16 protein-coding genes are annotated in these 14380 nt (G+C 65.7%); 4 read left to right on the forward strand and 12 right to left on the reverse strand.

Translation table 11 applies throughout. The features are described 5' to 3' along the window. From CVO76_RS11620 to CVO76_RS11650, 7 genes are all read right to left on the reverse strand, one after another. Window positions 1–573, reverse strand: a 573-nt coding sequence (locus CVO76_RS11620; RefSeq protein ID WP_244185921.1) for a dihydrodipicolinate synthase family protein, incomplete at its 3' end; no start/stop codon positions are given. Between the two features lie 85 nt (window positions 574–658). Continuing rightward, a complete protein-coding gene (locus CVO76_RS11625; RefSeq protein WP_244185924.1) occupies window positions 659–1558 on the reverse strand; it encodes an EamA family transporter in 900 nt (299 codons plus the stop codon). Then, window positions 1555–2334 carry a B3/B4 domain-containing protein gene (locus CVO76_RS11630; RefSeq protein ID WP_208739363.1) on the reverse strand — a complete coding sequence of 260 codons (780 nt, stop codon included), beginning with the start codon at window positions 2332–2334 and terminating at the stop codon, window positions 1555–1557. The genes CVO76_RS11625 and CVO76_RS11630 overlap by 4 nt, the downstream gene beginning before the upstream one ends. Beyond that, window positions 2327–2929: a helix-turn-helix domain-containing protein gene (locus CVO76_RS11635; protein WP_208739364.1), complete on the reverse strand. Its 603-nt coding sequence runs from the start codon at window positions 2927–2929 to the stop codon at window positions 2327–2329. The genes CVO76_RS11630 and CVO76_RS11635 overlap by 8 nt, the downstream gene beginning before the upstream one ends. A gap of 141 nt (window positions 2930–3070) precedes the next feature. Further along, window positions 3071–6022, reverse strand: a complete 2952-nt coding sequence (locus CVO76_RS11640; protein WP_208739365.1) for a GH32 C-terminal domain-containing protein — start codon at window positions 6020–6022, stop codon at window positions 3071–3073. 113 nt (window positions 6023–6135) lie between these two features. Beyond that, the gene (locus CVO76_RS11645; RefSeq protein ID WP_208739366.1) at window positions 6136–7086 is read right to left on the reverse strand and encodes a PfkB family carbohydrate kinase; all 951 of its coding nucleotides are present in this window, start codon (window positions 7084–7086) and stop codon (window positions 6136–6138) included. A gap of 20 nt (window positions 7087–7106) precedes the next feature. Then, window positions 7107–8108 carry a LacI family DNA-binding transcriptional regulator gene (locus CVO76_RS11650; RefSeq protein ID WP_208739367.1) on the reverse strand — a complete coding sequence of 334 codons (1002 nt, stop codon included), beginning with the start codon at window positions 8106–8108 and terminating at the stop codon, window positions 7107–7109. A gap of 211 nt (window positions 8109–8319) precedes the next feature. Here CVO76_RS11650 and CVO76_RS11655 point away from each other — a divergent pair, with 211 nt between their 5' ends. The 4 genes from CVO76_RS11655 (at window position 8320) to CVO76_RS11670 (ending at window position 11629) form a co-directional block, all read left to right on the forward strand. Further along, window positions 8320–9396: a substrate-binding domain-containing protein gene (locus tag CVO76_RS11655; RefSeq protein ID WP_208741796.1), complete on the forward strand. Its 1077-nt coding sequence runs from the start codon at window positions 8320–8322 to the stop codon at window positions 9394–9396. Between the two features lie 81 nt (window positions 9397–9477). Beyond that, a complete protein-coding gene (locus CVO76_RS11660; protein ID WP_133081417.1) occupies window positions 9478–10521 on the forward strand; it encodes an ABC transporter permease in 1044 nt (347 codons plus the stop codon). Further along, a complete protein-coding gene (locus CVO76_RS11665) occupies window positions 10518–11324 on the forward strand; it encodes an ATP-binding cassette domain-containing protein (RefSeq protein WP_133081416.1) in 807 nt (268 codons plus the stop codon). Before CVO76_RS11660 ends, CVO76_RS11665 begins: the two co-directional genes overlap by 4 nt. Continuing rightward, complete coding sequence (locus CVO76_RS11670; protein WP_208739368.1) at window positions 11321–11629, forward strand: putative quinol monooxygenase; 309 nt, start codon at window positions 11321–11323, stop codon at window positions 11627–11629. Before CVO76_RS11665 ends, CVO76_RS11670 begins: the two co-directional genes overlap by 4 nt. Window positions 11630–12249: 620 nt before the next feature. Here the strand turns inward: CVO76_RS11670 and CVO76_RS11675 are convergent. From CVO76_RS11675 to CVO76_RS11695, 5 genes are all read right to left on the reverse strand, one after another. After that, window positions 12250–12423: a CsbD family protein gene (locus CVO76_RS11675; protein WP_133081414.1), complete on the reverse strand. Its 174-nt coding sequence runs from the start codon at window positions 12421–12423 to the stop codon at window positions 12250–12252. 63 nt (window positions 12424–12486) lie between these two features. Beyond that, the gene (gene amaP / locus CVO76_RS11680) at window positions 12487–13104 is read right to left on the reverse strand and encodes an alkaline shock response membrane anchor protein AmaP (protein ID WP_208739369.1); all 618 of its coding nucleotides are present in this window, start codon (window positions 13102–13104) and stop codon (window positions 12487–12489) included. An 8-nt stretch (window positions 13105–13112) separates the two neighbouring features. Further along, window positions 13113–13646 (reverse strand): DUF6286 domain-containing protein, encoded by a 534-nt coding sequence (locus CVO76_RS11685; protein ID WP_208739370.1) that lies wholly within the window; start codon window positions 13644–13646, stop codon window positions 13113–13115. Beyond that, a complete protein-coding gene (locus CVO76_RS11690) occupies window positions 13643–14086 on the reverse strand; it encodes an Asp23/Gls24 family envelope stress response protein (RefSeq protein ID WP_208739371.1) in 444 nt (147 codons plus the stop codon). The genes CVO76_RS11685 and CVO76_RS11690 overlap by 4 nt, the downstream gene beginning before the upstream one ends. 3 nt (window positions 14087–14089) lie before the next feature. After that, complete coding sequence (locus tag CVO76_RS11695) at window positions 14090–14272, reverse strand: DUF2273 domain-containing protein (RefSeq protein WP_133081410.1); 183 nt, start codon at window positions 14270–14272, stop codon at window positions 14090–14092. Window positions 14273–14380 lie beyond the last annotated feature (108 nt).

Consider the following 14380-nt stretch of genomic DNA (forward strand, 5'->3'; position numbering starts at 1 on the left):
TCCGGACACGCCGATGCTCACGTGATCGGGGATGACGGCTCTGATGCTCCTGACCCGTTCCCGTGCATGCTCGGGATCCGCGGGTACCGCGGGGATCTTGATCGATGCGATGCCAGGCAGTGCAGCGATCCTCCCGTAGAGCTCCGGGGTGAACGTGAAATGAGTGGTTCCCGGGTTGTCGTACACGATCACGGGCAGTGACGAGTGTGTGGTGACGGCCCGGAAGAGCTCGAACACGTCATCGGGGGTGAGCGGCTGGTAGGTCATCGGCGCCAGCAGCAGGCCGGCTGCGCCGGCGTTCTCCGCGTTGGTTGCGTTGGCCAGGACATGGGAGGTCCGCAGGGCTCCGATACCGACGAAGACCGGCGTGCCAGCAGCGTGCGCGACGGCGAGCTGGGCGACACGGCGCCGTTCATCGGTATCGAGGTACGCGTACGAGCCGGTTGATCCCAGTGCCGTGATCGAGTCGACACGAGCTGCCGCAAGGCGTTCGACCAGGTGGATGAAGGATTCTTCGTGCACGGCGTCGTGGTGAATGGGTGTGAGGGGGAAGGCGCTGAGCCCGGTGAACATGGTGGACTCCCAGGGGGTGAGGAGGGGAAGTGAGGGAAAGCGTGATGATGGACCGGACGCAGGGCGGGTCCTGTGCCGGAGGTGCCTAGCGCGTGGGGCCGAGCTCGGGTGTGCTGTGTGCTGGTTCGGCGTCCGGGGTTCGGCGGCCGCCGCGTTGGGCTGCGGCGCCGGCAAGGACCACCAGGAGGATCCCGGCGAGCTGGATGGGGGAGGGTTGCTGGTGAAGGACGATCAGGCCGAGCAGGAGTCCCATCGCGGGTTCCAGCGACATGAGCGTTCCGAAGGCGGTGGCTGTCATGCGTCGGAGGGCCAGCATCTCCAGCGCGAAGGGCAGTACCGGCAGCAGAACGGCCAGGCCCGCAGCTGCTGCGAGGACGCCGAAGTCCAGGTGACCGACTGCCTGTGGGACCCCGATGACCGCAGCTGTCAGGGCGGCGACGGGGATGGTCAGGGACAGGGCGGAGATGCCCGTGAACCGGTCGCCGATCCGCTGGGTGAGGATGATGTAGATACCCCATCCGATCGCGGCCAGTGCCGCGTACAGGACACCGATCAGGTTCACCTCGCCGTGCCAGGGCTCGGTGAGGAGGGCGACGCCGCACAGGGCGAGTCCTGGCCAGACCAGAGCGCGGGCCGAGTGGGTCCGAAGGGCGGCGACGGTGAGTGGCCCGAGGAACTCGATCGCGACTGCGGTGCCCAGCGGAATGTATTCGAGTGCGGACAGGAACCCGACGGTCACCAGCCCGGTCGTCACCCCGAGCCCGAGGAGCACGGGCACGTCGGGGCGGCGCACCCTGGACAGGGGCGGTCGCGCGATGATCAGGAAGATCACCGCGCCCATGCTCAGCCGGAGCCAGGCCGTACCTGCCGCGCCGACCTGTCCGATGAGATCCACGGACAGCGCGGACCCGAGCTGCACCGACACCATCGCGGTGACCGCCAGCCCCCACGGCGGGACGGACACTCCTGCCCGTGAACCGATCATGATCGACCGTTCTCGCTGGGCAGGCCGTGTGCGCTGCTAGTGCCGGGTGCGCCGGACGTGTCGGCGGTGATCAGGCGGCGGACGATCGAGATCTCGGGTCCAAGCCGCTTCAGGTGGCCGCACAAGTCATCCGCAGCAGTGATCAGGGCCTCATCGGTCAGAGGCGCCAGCGCATCCAGGATGAACAGGGCCGATGTTGTGGAGTCCGTGAGCTGGGTTCGCCGTCCCTGCCGCCAGTTCCAGCGGCGGCACGTCACGCCGGCGTCATCGCTCCACACAACCTCTCCGGGCTCGGGATGCTCGATGACCGTCTCCCCGTTGCTGGCGGTGTCGAAGATCTCGTTCCCGGTCGCGCGGATGAGGGCGGCGGAACCCTGGTACCGGGTGAGGTCCTCGCCGCCGAGGGGGATCCGGTGCAGCACCGAGACCGCGTTGTAGATGTCCGTCAGGCGGTTCACGCGCGGCAGGCCCGAAGGCGTGCGCCGCAGGAGCGCCTCGAGGCTGTTTCGGGTGCGGTTCGGCTTCGCGCCGAAGCCCTGGTATGCCTCTCGCCATGATGCGACCTGAGGGAGGTCCGTGACCTGTCGCTCCGCCAGCCAGGTGCCTGCAACCGCTTCTGCACGGCGCAGCAACGCCTCGCTCCCGGCGTCACCGGGGCCGGGAACCAGCCCGTCGACGGCGATCAGCAGTGCCCGATAGTCGGGGCGCAGCGCGGACACCGCCGTATCGACGCGGGCCGCGTCGAGGAATTCCTGAAGCCGCCGTCGCTCAGTCATGGGTGCCGTCCTTCTGGGTCAACCCGACACCGGGCTCGAAGACGGCCAGCGTGAAGCGTGTCGGGGTCCCGCCGTGGTTCGCATAGCTGTGGTCCACATCGCCGGCGAAGGTCAATGCGTCACCCTCGCCCAGGGCGACGGGCTCGCCGGCCACGGTGACCGTGAGCGATCCCTGCTGCACCTGCAGGACTTCCATCGTTCCTGCCGCGTGGGCCTCGCTGGTGTGCTGTTCCTGCGCTTCGAGCGTCCAGTCCCACAGCTCGAGGACATCCGGTGAGCGGGTGCCCGCAACCAGGACCCCGGAGCCACCGAGGTCACCCGTCCATAAAGCAGCCCCTTCGCCGCTCCGGGTGACCAGCACAGGAGCGCTGTTGGGAGGTGCCACCAACTCCGGCAGCCCCACACCCAGGGCATCGCTGATCTTCAGCAGTGTCCCCACACTCGCATTGGTCGCACCCTGTTCGATGTTGACGATCATTCGGCGGCTCACGCCCGTCGCTTCCGCCAGTTGGTCAAGGGTCAGCCGTCGGTTCAGGCGCTCATCCTTCACGCGCTCGCCAATCGCCTTCGCAAGCAGTGCAGCATCGATCGTCATGAGTGCATCATACTGCACTTGAAGTGCACTCTTCTAAGGAAGCATTGAGAGACTGTCACCAGGATTCGACCATCGGACAGGGCACTGTCACAGGGAGAGCCGGTAGTCCTGCAGTGAGGACCACCGGCTCTCGACTCGTGGCTACTTCTTCGGCTTCTGCACGACGACGGTCTGCTTGGTCGTCTCGGTTGCTCCCTTGCTGTTCTCGAGCACCCCGGTGTACACGTACTTGCCCGGGGCTCTGTTGGTGATGTCCACTGCCGCGCTTTGCGATTGCGAGGTGTTCCAGGCGAGCTTCTGGGTGTGGATCTGCTCACCGTTCTCGTACAGGGTGAAGTTGCTGCCGTTCTCCCCGGCTTCGAGGTTCATGTTCACGGTGTAGTTGCCGTCGTGGGGTCCTTTGTCCTTACCGTGGTCGACGGAGAGCTTAGCCATGCCCGGTGCCGTCGTGGCTTTGTCCTCAGGCTTCGGCGGTACAGCTCCATGCCACATGGCGGGTGTGAGCGGTGTGACGGTCAGGCTCTCCAGTGTTGCGAATCCTCCTTGGGAGAACAGGCCGATCTGGTTGGCGCCGGTGTTCGGGAAGACCTGGTCGGTGACGGTTGTCAGTCCGTCGTCGGCGAAGACTTCGACGGATGCGCGGTCGACGTAGATGCGCATGGCGACCCGCCCGTCCTTCAATGGCACGGGGGCGTCCTCGATGGAGGAGAACGCGGGGTGGAAGCCCTCATTTCCGGAGTTGGTCCGGTCGACGAAGAGCCTGCTGGTCTCGGCGTTGTAGCCGATCTTCGTGGCTTCGGTGCCGTCCCCGAGGACGCTGAGTCCGAAGGACTCGGCGTCGCCCGGGCTGAAGACGGCGTCGACCTGGACGACGTCGCCTGTCACGGGAAGTGTTTCTGTCCCCTCCGCGATCTTTCGGGGGCCCGTGGTGTAGGCGGCGTCGTCTTCGCGCAGGGTGTCGATCTGGTCGACCACTTTCTGCACGAGACGCGGGCCGTCTGCAGTTTCGGTCAGGCTCACTTCGCGGGGGAGTGCCATGGCGCTTCGCCAGGTGCTGGTGGGGATGTCGTTGGCGTAGTCCCAGTTGCTCATCCAGCCGAGCATGATCCTCTTGTTGTCGGGGGCGTTGCTGAAGGAGACGGCTGCGTAGTAGTCCTTGCCCCAGTCGAGCCAGTCGTAGTTCTCAAGGCGGCTTGTGGCCGGTTCGTCGGAGAACATGAACTCGTCGGCGAGAATGTGGCCCCAGCCTCCGCGGTTGTTGTCGACGACCTTGATGCTGGCCTGGCGGCCTTCGAACTCGCTGACGTTCCAGCTCGTCCAGTCGAGGGTTTCGCTGTTGTTGCCGGTCGCGGTGCGGACGACTTCTCCGTCCACGACGAGGTTGACGGAGGTCTCGTCACTGCGGATTTGGGCGGGTTCGTCGCCGAGTACGACGTGGTCGAAGGTGAGGTGGCCCCATCCTCCGGAGGCGTTGTCCACGATCCTCAGTGTGGCCTGCTTGCCCAGGTAGGCGCTGACATCCCAGTTTTCCCAGTTGAGTGATCCGGAGTTCTTTCCGGTGGCGGTATGGACGACTTGCCCATCGATGACCAGTTCGGCCTGCAGGGTTCCGTCGGTGCGTCGTCCGCCGCCGACGAGGAAGCTCAGGTTCGAGTTGTCGATGGTGAACTCGGGCGACGTGAGTGTCCCGACGTTGTTGTCGCCGTTGGGGCCGGCTTCGAAGGTGTTGATGCGGCCGGTGCCGATGGAGTTCTCACCGCCTGCCGTGGATGGATTGCGGGCTGCTTCGAAGTCGCCGTCGATGGACCACCCCTGGTCGGTCAGGGTGCCTTGGGCGTATTCGAAGCCGTTGAAGAGAAGGGTGCCAGGTGCTGGATCGTTCTCGAGCTGGCCGCCGGGTACGTGAGGGTGGTTGCCGCCGCCGACGAGGAAGTTGATGTGGTCCTGGCTGCCGACGGTGAAGGTGGGGGACTCGATGGTCCCGACGGGCCAGTCGCCGTCGTTGAATCCGTTGATCAGCCCTGCCCCGCTGTATCCGGAGACGGTCAGCTGTCCTGGGAGTGCCCCCGGGGCCGGGGTGTCGGACCAGGGGCCGTTCTTCCAGTTGCCGGGTTCGTTGTCGGCGGTCCAGCCGTTGTACGTTCCGTCGTTGAAGCCGGCGAAGGTCGTCCCGTCGGGGATGGAGTCCACTGGTTCGGTGGTGTCGGAGGTGAAGGTGATGCCGTCGAAGTCGCCCACGAAGTACTGTCCGCCGCTTCCTCCTGCGACAGCTCCTGGGTTGAGGTTGACGACCATCACCCATTTGATGTTGTTGGGATCCCCGTCCACCGCAATGGGGAAGAGGTCGGGGCATTCCCAGATACCTGCTGTGGAGTTCGCGGGTCCGAAATCGCTGAGGTGGGTCCAGTCCTTGAGGTTGTCGCTCTTGTAGAGGACGACCTTGTGGTCGGCGGCCTCGACCGTCGTCATCACCCAGTACGACCCGGCGGGACCGTCGTAGCGGAACACCTTCGGATCCCGGAAGTTCGCGGAGTTCCGATCCAGGACCGGATTTCCCTCGTACTTCGTCCAGGTCTGGCCCTCATCAGTGCTGTAGGCGAGGGACTGGGCCTGGCGACCAGCCAGGGTCGGGTGCGCACCCGTGTAGGCACTGGTGTAGACGGCAACGAGTGGCGGATCCTCTGCCGTGCCGAACCCGGATGAATTGGTCTCATCGACCACGATCGAGCCCGAGAAGATGTCTTCGATCGCGACGCCCTCGGTGTTGACGGTCTGGGGGATGGCCAGGGGCTGCTCTTCCCACTGCAGGAGATCCGTGGAGGTGGCGTGTCCCCAGCTCATGTTTCCCCAGGTCGTACCGAAGGGATTGTGCTGGAAGAACAGGTGATATTCGCCCTTGTAGTACACCATCCCGTTGGGATCGTTCATCCAGTTCTTCTCGGGACTGAAGTGGATGAACGGACGGTACTGCTGGGTTGCGGGATCGACAGGTGCTTCTTCGGCCAGGGCTGGGGCGCTGGCGGCAAGGAGCGAGGCCGCCAGAGCGGCAAGCACTCCAGCAGTAAGGGTCTGGCTGCGGGTTCCGGACTTCATGGTCTAGGTACGCCCTTCATTGCGCGTGTCAGCTGGACTGACAACGTTGTCAATTTGTGATCGTGATGCTACGCACTGTCCGGCGGACAATTCAAGAGCGTTTGTCTTCCGCTTCAGCTGCCCGCAGTTGCAGGGGTCGCAGGCACCGGAGCACCGCGGCTTTCGTATGCCTCCGGGCGTTGCAGCAGGGCGCCGTGTATGCGGCAGGTGGCGGCTGCGATGAGCATTGCTTCAGCCAGCGCGGTGTCCATTGCTGCGGATGTCTCGGGCATCCCGTGTCGGGCGAGAGTCGAAAGGACCGAGGACAGGGTTGCGTCACCGGCGCCCATGGTGTCGACGATGCGTCCAGGGAGATCTGCCACGGGTTGGTGGACCTCAGGATGCAGGGCGTGCAGGATCGACGCTCCCTCGGGCCCCGCGGTGGCGAGGACGGTCGGCGCTCCGGCATCGAGGAGGCGCCGGCTGAAAGTATGGAGGTCCTCGTCGGCGAGAAGCCTGGCGTCGTCGTCGCCGACTTTGCTGAGAAGGCTCCGTGTCGCTACAGCTGTGAAGTTGGCCAGGAACAGATCCCTGTCGGCCAGCATCCCTGATCGGGGATTGGGATCGACGACGAGGCGGCGCTCCGGTTGCTCGATCAGTGCGGTGAGGGCGTCGACCTCTCTCTGGTTGTCGAAGGGGAAGCAGCTGACGGCGACGAGCGTCGCCCGTTCCACTGCTGCCCTGTGAACGCCCTGATACACGAGGGTTCGATGCCGGGCGGCCTGGTTGAAGACGTACCGGGGTTCGCCGTTCGTGCGGTCGGATACGGCGCGCGCGGTGCCATGGGGTGCGGGTGTTGCCAGAAGCTCCACGTCGTGATGGTCGAGGAAGTCCTTGATGCGTCGGCCGTCGGCGTCGTCACCGACCATGGCGACGAGGGTCGCGGGGACGCCGAGCAGGGTCAGTCCGACAGCTACGTTCAGTGCTGCCCCGCCGGGAAAGGATTGGGATCCGGATGGTTCGCGCAGTTCGTCGATGAGGGCGTCGCCGATCACGACGACGCTGCGGGTGGTCTGGGCTGTCATTGTGGTTCTTTCTGTCGTGCTCAGCGCTGAGCGGGGGAGATTTCACCACTGCCACGGACGATGAGGGTGGTCGGGATGATGCAGGTGCGCGGCGGTGCCACTTCTCCGTCGAGCCGGCCGATGAGGCGCTGAGCAGCGGTACGGCCGATGTCCTCCGGGTTCTGGGCCACGACGGTGACTCCTGGATCGAGCAGGTCCGAGAGTTGAAAGTCGTCGAAGCCCACAAGGGCTGTGCTTCGGTGTGCCTGGCGGGACCTCAGTGCCCGAATCGCACCGATGGTCACCAGGTTCTGGCTGCTGAAGACCGCCGTGGGTGGCGTGGGGGAGTCCAGCAGGGCGAGCATTGCCTGCGCTGCCGAATGTTCATCATGCAGATTCTCGATGACCGGGATGTCACCGGTCGGCACCCCTGCCCGCCCGAGAGCATCGAAGAAACCGCTGCGCCGCTGCGCCGCCGTGTAGATGTCACTGCGGTCTCCCAGGTAGGCGATGCGTCGATGGCCATGGTCGAGCAAGTGATTGGTAGCCGTCATCGCACCTTCACGGTTGTCACTCACGACGCAGTCCCCGGTGATGCCCGCCGGTTCGCGGTCGACGAAGACGATGGGGGTCCCGTGCCGCATCTCGGAGGCCAGGTATGACTGGTCGCGTGAAATGGTGGTGAGGATGAGGCCATCCACCCGCCGCCGGAGGAAGGCGGCCACCGACGCCTGTTCACGCTCAGGGTCATCGTCCAGGCTGGAGGCGAAAACGGCGATGCCACGCTCCAGCGCCAGATCCTCGATGGCGCGATGCATGGCTCCGGCAAAGGGGTTGTCGACGCTGCTCACCAGCAGGCCCAGGGTGCGCGTGCGTCCGTCTGCCCGCCGCAGGTTCCCGGCCTGTTCGTCGGGGTGGTAGTCCAGTGACCGCGCAGCATCCATCACCTTCGCGATCGTCGCGGCCGAGACGTTCGGTTCCTCGTTGATGACGCGGGAAACCGTCTTGATCCCCACGCCGGCCAGCGCGGCAACGTGGCGCATGGTGGGCCGTGATCGCGGAGACTGGTGGGAACCTGTGCCTGACATCGATGTCACGTTCTAATCTCCATCGTTCCTGAAAGGTTGACTGTGAGCCAGATCATAGTCTATACCTGACATGACATCGTTGTCAGGGAGGAGACCTCCCGCCACTAAAGGAGATTCAAGGATGAATCGCATGACGTCCCATCCATCCCCCTCGTTCCGCCGGCGTATGACGACAGCGGGCTCGATCGTGACACTTTCGCTTCTGGCCCTCACCGCATGCGGTGGGGGAGATTCGTCCTCTCCGTCCGGCGATGGTGGAGCGTCGGGATCGGCTGACGGGCCGATCGGCGTCTCGCTGATCGTCAAGACCACGACCAACCCGTTCTTCGTCGCCATGCAGGAAGGCGCTGAGGCCGCGGCTGACGCCGAGGGCGTGGAGCTCACCGTCGCCGCCGGTGAGGAGGACGGTGACGAGGACACCCAGATCCAGGCCATCGAGAACGCGATCTCCAAGGGCGACGCCGGGATCCTCATCACGCCCAACGGCCCGGCAGTCGAGGACGCGTTGGCCAAGGCCCGGGACGCCGGCCTGTTCGTGATCGCCCTGGACACCCCGCCCTCAGAACCCGAGGCCGCAGACATCACCTTCGCGACCGACAACTTCGTCGCAGGCCAGGAGATCGGCAAGTGGACTGCAGCGAAGCTGGCGGGCGAAAAGGCCACCATCGCCATGATCGATCTGTTCGACGACAAGATCGTCTCCGTCGACTACAACCGTGACCAGGGCTTCCTGGATGGGATGGGTATCGACACTGCCGACGCCGAGAAGAACGGGGACGAGGAGAAGACCGGTTCCTACAGCGGTGGCGAGTACGAGATCGTCGGTAACGAAGCCTCCCAGGGAGCCGAGGACGGCGGCCGCACGGCAGCAGAGACACTGCTGAGCGCCAACCCCGACATCAACGTCGTCTACACCATCAACGAACCAGCCGCCTACGGCGCATACGAAGCCTTCAAGGCAGCCGGCAAGGAAGACGTCATCGTCGTCTCCGTCGACGGCGGGTGCGCAGGAGTCGGCCAGGTCGACGAGGGCATCATCGACGCCACCAGCCAGCAGTACCCCGTCAAGATGGCCGAACTCGGTGTACAGGCAATCGCCGAACTGGTCGAAACCGGCGAAGCACCCAAGCCGACCGACGGCAAGGAATTCTTCGACACGGGCGTCGCCCTGGTCACCAACGAGGCGCAGGACGGCCTCGAATCCATCGACGCCGCTGCAGCCAGCGACATCTGCTGGGGATAAAGCACCCCTCGACATAGCCGGTTCGCGGGTGGACACGCTCCCCGCGGACCGGCTATCAGCAACGACCAACGGAGTTCTTCCATGAACCAGTCAGTAAGAACGGCGCCCTCGTCGGGCAGTCACGACCTCGCCAGCGAGTTCCTCGACCGCACCACACCGCTCACACGCGTCCGCAACACCCTGCACCGCTACCCGGCGCTCAGCCCTGCCATCGTGCTGGTCATCGCCGTCATCGTCTTCGGCCTGCTCAACGAACGCTTCCTCGCCCCGGCCAACCTGTCCCTGATCACCCAGCAGGTCGCCGTCGTCGGCACCCTCGCCATCGCGCAGACCCTCATCATCCTGACCGCCGGCATCGATCTCTCTGTCGGCGCGGTCATGGTCCTGACCTCCATGGTCATAGCGCAGACCACCTCGCAGAACGGGGTCCCCGGCTTCATCGGGCTGCTGCTCGGACTGGTCGTCGGTCTCGCCGCAGGCGCCTTCAACGCCTTCCTCGTCACCAAGTTCCGGCTTCCACCCTTCATCGTGACCCTTGGCACCCTGAACATCTTCATCGCCCTCACCCTGCTGTACTCGGCCGGAGCCACCGTCCGTGGATCCGAGATGCCCGGCGTGCTCACCGCCACCGGAACAACCTTCAGCCTCGCGGGCGTGAACATCACCAACGGCGTCGTCCTCATGCTCCTGCTCTACATCGCCGTCGCCCTCATCCTCGGGAAGACAGCGTGGGGCCGCCACGTCTACGCGGTCGGTGACGACAAGGAAGCGGCACGGCTCGCCGGTATCCGCGTCAACCGGGTCCTTGTCAGCGTCTACCTCGCGGCCGGTGCCATCCTCGCCGTGGGTGCCTGGATCCAGATCGGCCGCAGCAACGCAGCATCGCCCAATGCCGGCGCCGACCTGAACCTCGACTCCATCACCGCCGTCGTCATCGGCGGGACGAGCCTCTTCGGCGGACGCGGCACCGTCTGGGGCACCCTTCTCGGAGCCCTGATCGTCGGCGTGTTCCGCAACGGACTCTCCCTCGCCGGCCTCGACGTCCTCTGGCAGACCTTCGCCGTAGGCGTCCTCATCATCATCGCTGTCTCCGTGGACCAGTGGATCCGAAAGGTACGCAAATGACCGACGCCGTAAGCGCGACCCTCCCATCACCGAGCGGCGACTCCAGCCGGCAGCCCATCCTCGAGGCCCGCAACCTCGTGAAGACCTTCGGCAAGGTTGTCGGCCTCGACGGCGTCTCCCTGGCGCTCTACCCGGGTGAGGTGCTGGCCATCATCGGGGACAACGGGGCCGGAAAGTCGACCCTCATCAAATGCCTGACCGGCGCGGAGGTCCCGGACCAGGGCGAACTCCTCCTCGAAGGCCGACCGGTCAGCTTCAAGCGCCCGCAGGACGCCCGCCAGGCCGGTATCGAGACGGTCTACCAGAACCTCGCCGTGTCGCCCGCACTCGATGTAGCCGCGAACCTGTTCCTCGGACGGGAAGAGCGCCGCAAGGGCATCCTCGGTTCCGTCTTTCGGGTCGTCGACACCAAGGGCATGCGGCAGAAAGCGCGAGCCGAACTCGCCGAACTCGGCATCAGTACCCTGCAGGACGTCACCGTGCCCGTGGAGAACCTGTCGGGCGGTCAGCGCCAGGCCGTTGCGGTGGCCCGCGCTGCAGCTTTCGGATCGAAGGTCGTCGTGCTCGACGAACCGACCGCGGCGCTCGGCGTCCGGGAATCGAAGCAGGTCCTCGAACTGGTGAAGAACCTCCGAACCCGGGGCATCCCGGTCATCCTGATCAGCCACAACATGCCGCACGTCTTCGAGGTCGCGGACCGTATCCACATCCAGCGCCTCGGGAAGTGCGCCACGACCATCACGCCGCAGAGCCACACCATGACCGAAGCGGTCGCCATCATGACCGGAGCACAGACCGCATGACCTCACAGACGCAACCGACCATCGCCCTCTACGCCGAGTTCACCGCGCAGGACGGCAAAGCAGACGAAGTCCAGGCACTCCTGCTCGATCTCACCGCCAAGGTCCGGAACGAACCGGGGAACATCACCTTCGATCCCCACCGCCGGAAGGAGTCACCCAACGACTTCTTCGTCTACGAGATCTACCGCGACCAGCAAGCATTCGACGCACACATCAGGGCCGACTACGGCACGGTGTTCAACGCAGCACTCGCCAACCTGATCGTGGGGGCCGGGTCCGCCCTGACCTTCCTCACACCCCTGTAACAACCGACAGGAAGCCCCGAGGTCCGTGGAACCGGACCTCGGGGCTTCTGTCCTGCCTGAGGAAGGCCTGCAGTAGATACAGAGCTCACCGTCGTCGGGAGTGCGCGACAATTCCTCCGACGATGGATCTGCGGCCCGATCGCTCGGTAGGGCACGGTGCAGGCGTGGCGTGAGCCGATCATCCCGGCTTCCGGGCAGGCGATGTACTCATCACCCCGATCTCATGCGTGGGAGGCCCCCTGCTGTTCGCCTTCGCATTCACCGTCGAGGACGACGCCATCACCCATCTGGCGATCGGGCCGGCCTGATCGACGAGGGCCGGGCGTGTGATCCTGCCGGCCGGAAGAGGAGAACCCCCAGGCACTACGGGACCCGATCAGCCGGACATCCGGATAAGGGCCGTCTTCGCTCATGACACCACCGAGCAGCTCATCTGTCGGGGTGTGACTCGGGACATCACTGCCGGGACGCGCCGCCGACTCGCGGCGGTGACGCTGCTCCATCGAAAAGCCCACGGCGCGGGCTTCGAGGGCGTTGCTTCAAGCCTGTCCCGTACGAGGCGGATGGCGGAGCGCGAAGGAGCTGCCCGTCTTCCGCGGGCAGCTCCTTGCGGCCACAACCTATTTCCTGAAGGCGTCCTTGACGTCCTCGCCGGCGCTCTTCAGGTCGGCCTTGGCCTGGTCGGACTGGCCCTCGGCCTGGAGCCGCTCATTGTCGGTGGCCTTACCGAAGCCCTCCTTGGCCTTGCCGGCGGCCTTCTCGGCTGCATTCCTGATCTTGTCGTCCAGTCCCATGACGTTCTCCTTCGTGTGGTCGTACTTCTCGATGACCGGCCGGCGGGTGCCGACCGGGGCTTGTCAGGCGCTGAGCGCGTCGGCACTGAAGGTGACCGAGGTGTCCTTCTTCGGGTCGGTTCTGATTTCCACCTCGATGGCCAGGGCCGCCGGCTGTTGGCCGAGCGCATCACGTACGTCGCTCGTGACGCGCTGTTCGACGTCAGCGAGAACACTCGGGATGTCCGCGTGGGCGGAAGCCGTGACGCGAACCGTGATGTCCGGTGTCCGCGATGACCCACGGACGACGGTCCGTGCTCCGGTCACGTCGTGGAGCTCGGCGACGCGGTCACTGATGGCCCCTTCGAGGAGGGTGGGTTTCAGGACGGTCAGCCCCCTGCTGTCCGGGTCCTCGATCTTCAGGGTGGATGCGCCATGCTTGCGCGGAATCTGTGCCAGGAGCCAGAGGACGGCGAAGATCCCGACAACGACTCCGGCCCCGATGAGCGCGATCGGGAGTAGCTGGGTTCGAGCGGTCAGCACGAGAACTGGCTGGTCGCTCGCCGGTGCTCGTAGCCCGCCGACGGCGACCCCTTCGAGCAGGCCGAGCCCGATGGAGGTGGCCAGGCCCCCTCCGACGAGGAGGATGATGCCGATGATGGTGAGCCAGACGCGATTGAGGCGCCCTGGGGTGTGTCGCATGATGGGTCCTAGTCCTTGTGAGCGCGGACACTCACCGATGCGCGGGGTGCGTGAGTGAGCTCCAGAGCGTCGATCCGGCGTTGCAGGGTGCGGGTGACGGTTGTCCTCAGATCGCGACGCTCCGATACGTAGGTCGCGACACGGATGTCCGCTTTCCGGTTGGTGACGGTGGCCGTGGCGGCATCGACGCCGTCGATCGACGTCGCGGTGTCGGCCAGGAGGGTCTCGAGCGCCTTGTTCCTGACCGCGGCCTGAGCCGTACCACCGTGCTGGAGGACATGGGCGTCGTACGGGCCCGGTGTCAGGGCGATCACGATCAGGAGCAGCCCGGCCACCGCGGTGAGGATCGCGACGATCAACGTTGCCTGCCCGGACCAGGGCGCTTCTGCTGCCGCCATGGCTGTGTCGACGATGCGGGTGTCCCCGGAGACGGCGGTGGTTCCTGCCCACACGGCTGCCACCGAAGCGCCCAGGAGCAGGGCCGCGCAGATCATCGAGGGCGCGCTTCGCGTCGGGCGCCTGCGGATCGTGGTGCTGCTCATTCCAGCCTCCTGCGTGCTCGGTCGGTCCCTGTGACGAGGGCTTTGATGGTGATATCGACGCGACGCACGTGCAGGCCGGTCATCCGGGCAAGGGCGTCGGTGACGTGCCGGCGGATCTCCGTCGAGCGTGCGGCGATGTTCGCCGGGAACTCGAGTGCGACGTCGAGGACCACGGAGACGGTGGGGCCACTGAGATCGACGGACGCGTGCGGGCGATGCCGGCTGCCGACGCGCTGCCCTAGTCCCAGTACCCCGCCGCCGAACCCGGTGACGAAGGGGAGCTCTGATGCGCTCTGCGCGGCGAGTTTCTCCACGACCTTCTCGGTGAGGGTGAGCGTCCCCCGGGTGGGTGCGGCCGGCGAGGGCCGATGGGGTTCACGGCTCGTGGCAGCCCCTGGGTCGGGGCGAGACCCCACCCTCTCGGGTGTGATGATGGCCATGGGTCAGTTGCCCCGGCTGCGGGAGCCCGAGAGGTCCTGGAGCGTCAGTGTGCCGTCCAGGAAACGCCCGACGACCAGGCCGGCCGCCGCGAAGAGGATGACGGCGAGGAATTCCAGGAATCCCCCGAAGATCGACGCGAAGCCGAGAAGGAGTCCCACGAAGAGACCGATGGTGCTGCGTGACATGACTGTGTCCTAAAAGATGGCGGGATCAGGGCGGGCGCCGGTCCGAAGCTGACGGGAAAGGCTCGGGACCGGCGGTGGGACGAAGGCGTCTACCCCCGCCGATGCCGC

The sequence above is a fragment of the Arthrobacter agilis genome, assembly GCF_002953615.1.
GTDB classification, from domain to species: Bacteria; Actinomycetota; Actinomycetes; order Actinomycetales; family Micrococcaceae; genus Arthrobacter_D; species Arthrobacter_D agilis_B.

Excerpts from the sequence above, each read along its gene's own strand:
- CVO76_RS11645 (WP_208739366.1), bottom strand. The coding sequence starts at position 7,086 with ATGACAGCCCAGACCACCCGCAGCGTCGTCGTGATCGGCGACGCCCTC.
- CVO76_RS11625 (WP_244185924.1), bottom strand. The coding sequence starts at position 1,558 with ATGATCGGTTCACGGGCAGGAGTGTCCGTCCCGCCGTGGGGGCTGGCG.
- CVO76_RS11655 (WP_208741796.1), top strand. The coding sequence starts at position 8,320 with ATGACGACAGCGGGCTCGATCGTGACACTTTCGCTTCTGGCCCTCACC.
- CVO76_RS11665 (WP_133081416.1), top strand. The coding sequence starts at position 10,518 with ATGACCGACGCCGTAAGCGCGACCCTCCCATCACCGAGCGGCGACTCC.
- CVO76_RS11630 (WP_208739363.1), bottom strand. The coding sequence starts at position 2,334 with ATGACTGAGCGACGGCGGCTTCAGGAATTCCTCGACGCGGCCCGCGTC.
- CVO76_RS11695 (WP_133081410.1), bottom strand. The coding sequence starts at position 14,272 with ATGTCACGCAGCACCATCGGTCTCTTCGTGGGACTCCTTCTCGGCTTC.
- CVO76_RS11690 (WP_208739371.1), bottom strand. The coding sequence starts at position 14,086 with ATGGCCATCATCACACCCGAGAGGGTGGGGTCTCGCCCCGACCCAGGG.
- CVO76_RS11635 (WP_208739364.1), bottom strand. The coding sequence starts at position 2,929 with ATGACGATCGATGCTGCACTGCTTGCGAAGGCGATTGGCGAGCGCGTG.
- CVO76_RS11675 (WP_133081414.1), bottom strand. The coding sequence starts at position 12,423 with ATGGGACTGGACGACAAGATCAGGAATGCAGCCGAGAAGGCCGCCGGC.
- CVO76_RS11685 (WP_208739370.1), bottom strand. The coding sequence starts at position 13,646 with ATGAGCAGCACCACGATCCGCAGGCGCCCGACGCGAAGCGCGCCCTCG.
- CVO76_RS11640 (WP_208739365.1), bottom strand. The coding sequence starts at position 6,022 with ATGAAGTCCGGAACCCGCAGCCAGACCCTTACTGCTGGAGTGCTTGCC.
- amaP (WP_208739369.1), bottom strand. The coding sequence starts at position 13,104 with ATGCGACACACCCCAGGGCGCCTCAATCGCGTCTGGCTCACCATCATC.
- CVO76_RS11660 (WP_133081417.1), top strand. The coding sequence starts at position 9,478 with ATGAACCAGTCAGTAAGAACGGCGCCCTCGTCGGGCAGTCACGACCTC.
- CVO76_RS11650 (WP_208739367.1), bottom strand. The coding sequence starts at position 8,108 with ATGCGCCACGTTGCCGCGCTGGCCGGCGTGGGGATCAAGACGGTTTCC.
- CVO76_RS11670 (WP_208739368.1), top strand. The coding sequence starts at position 11,321 with ATGACCTCACAGACGCAACCGACCATCGCCCTCTACGCCGAGTTCACC.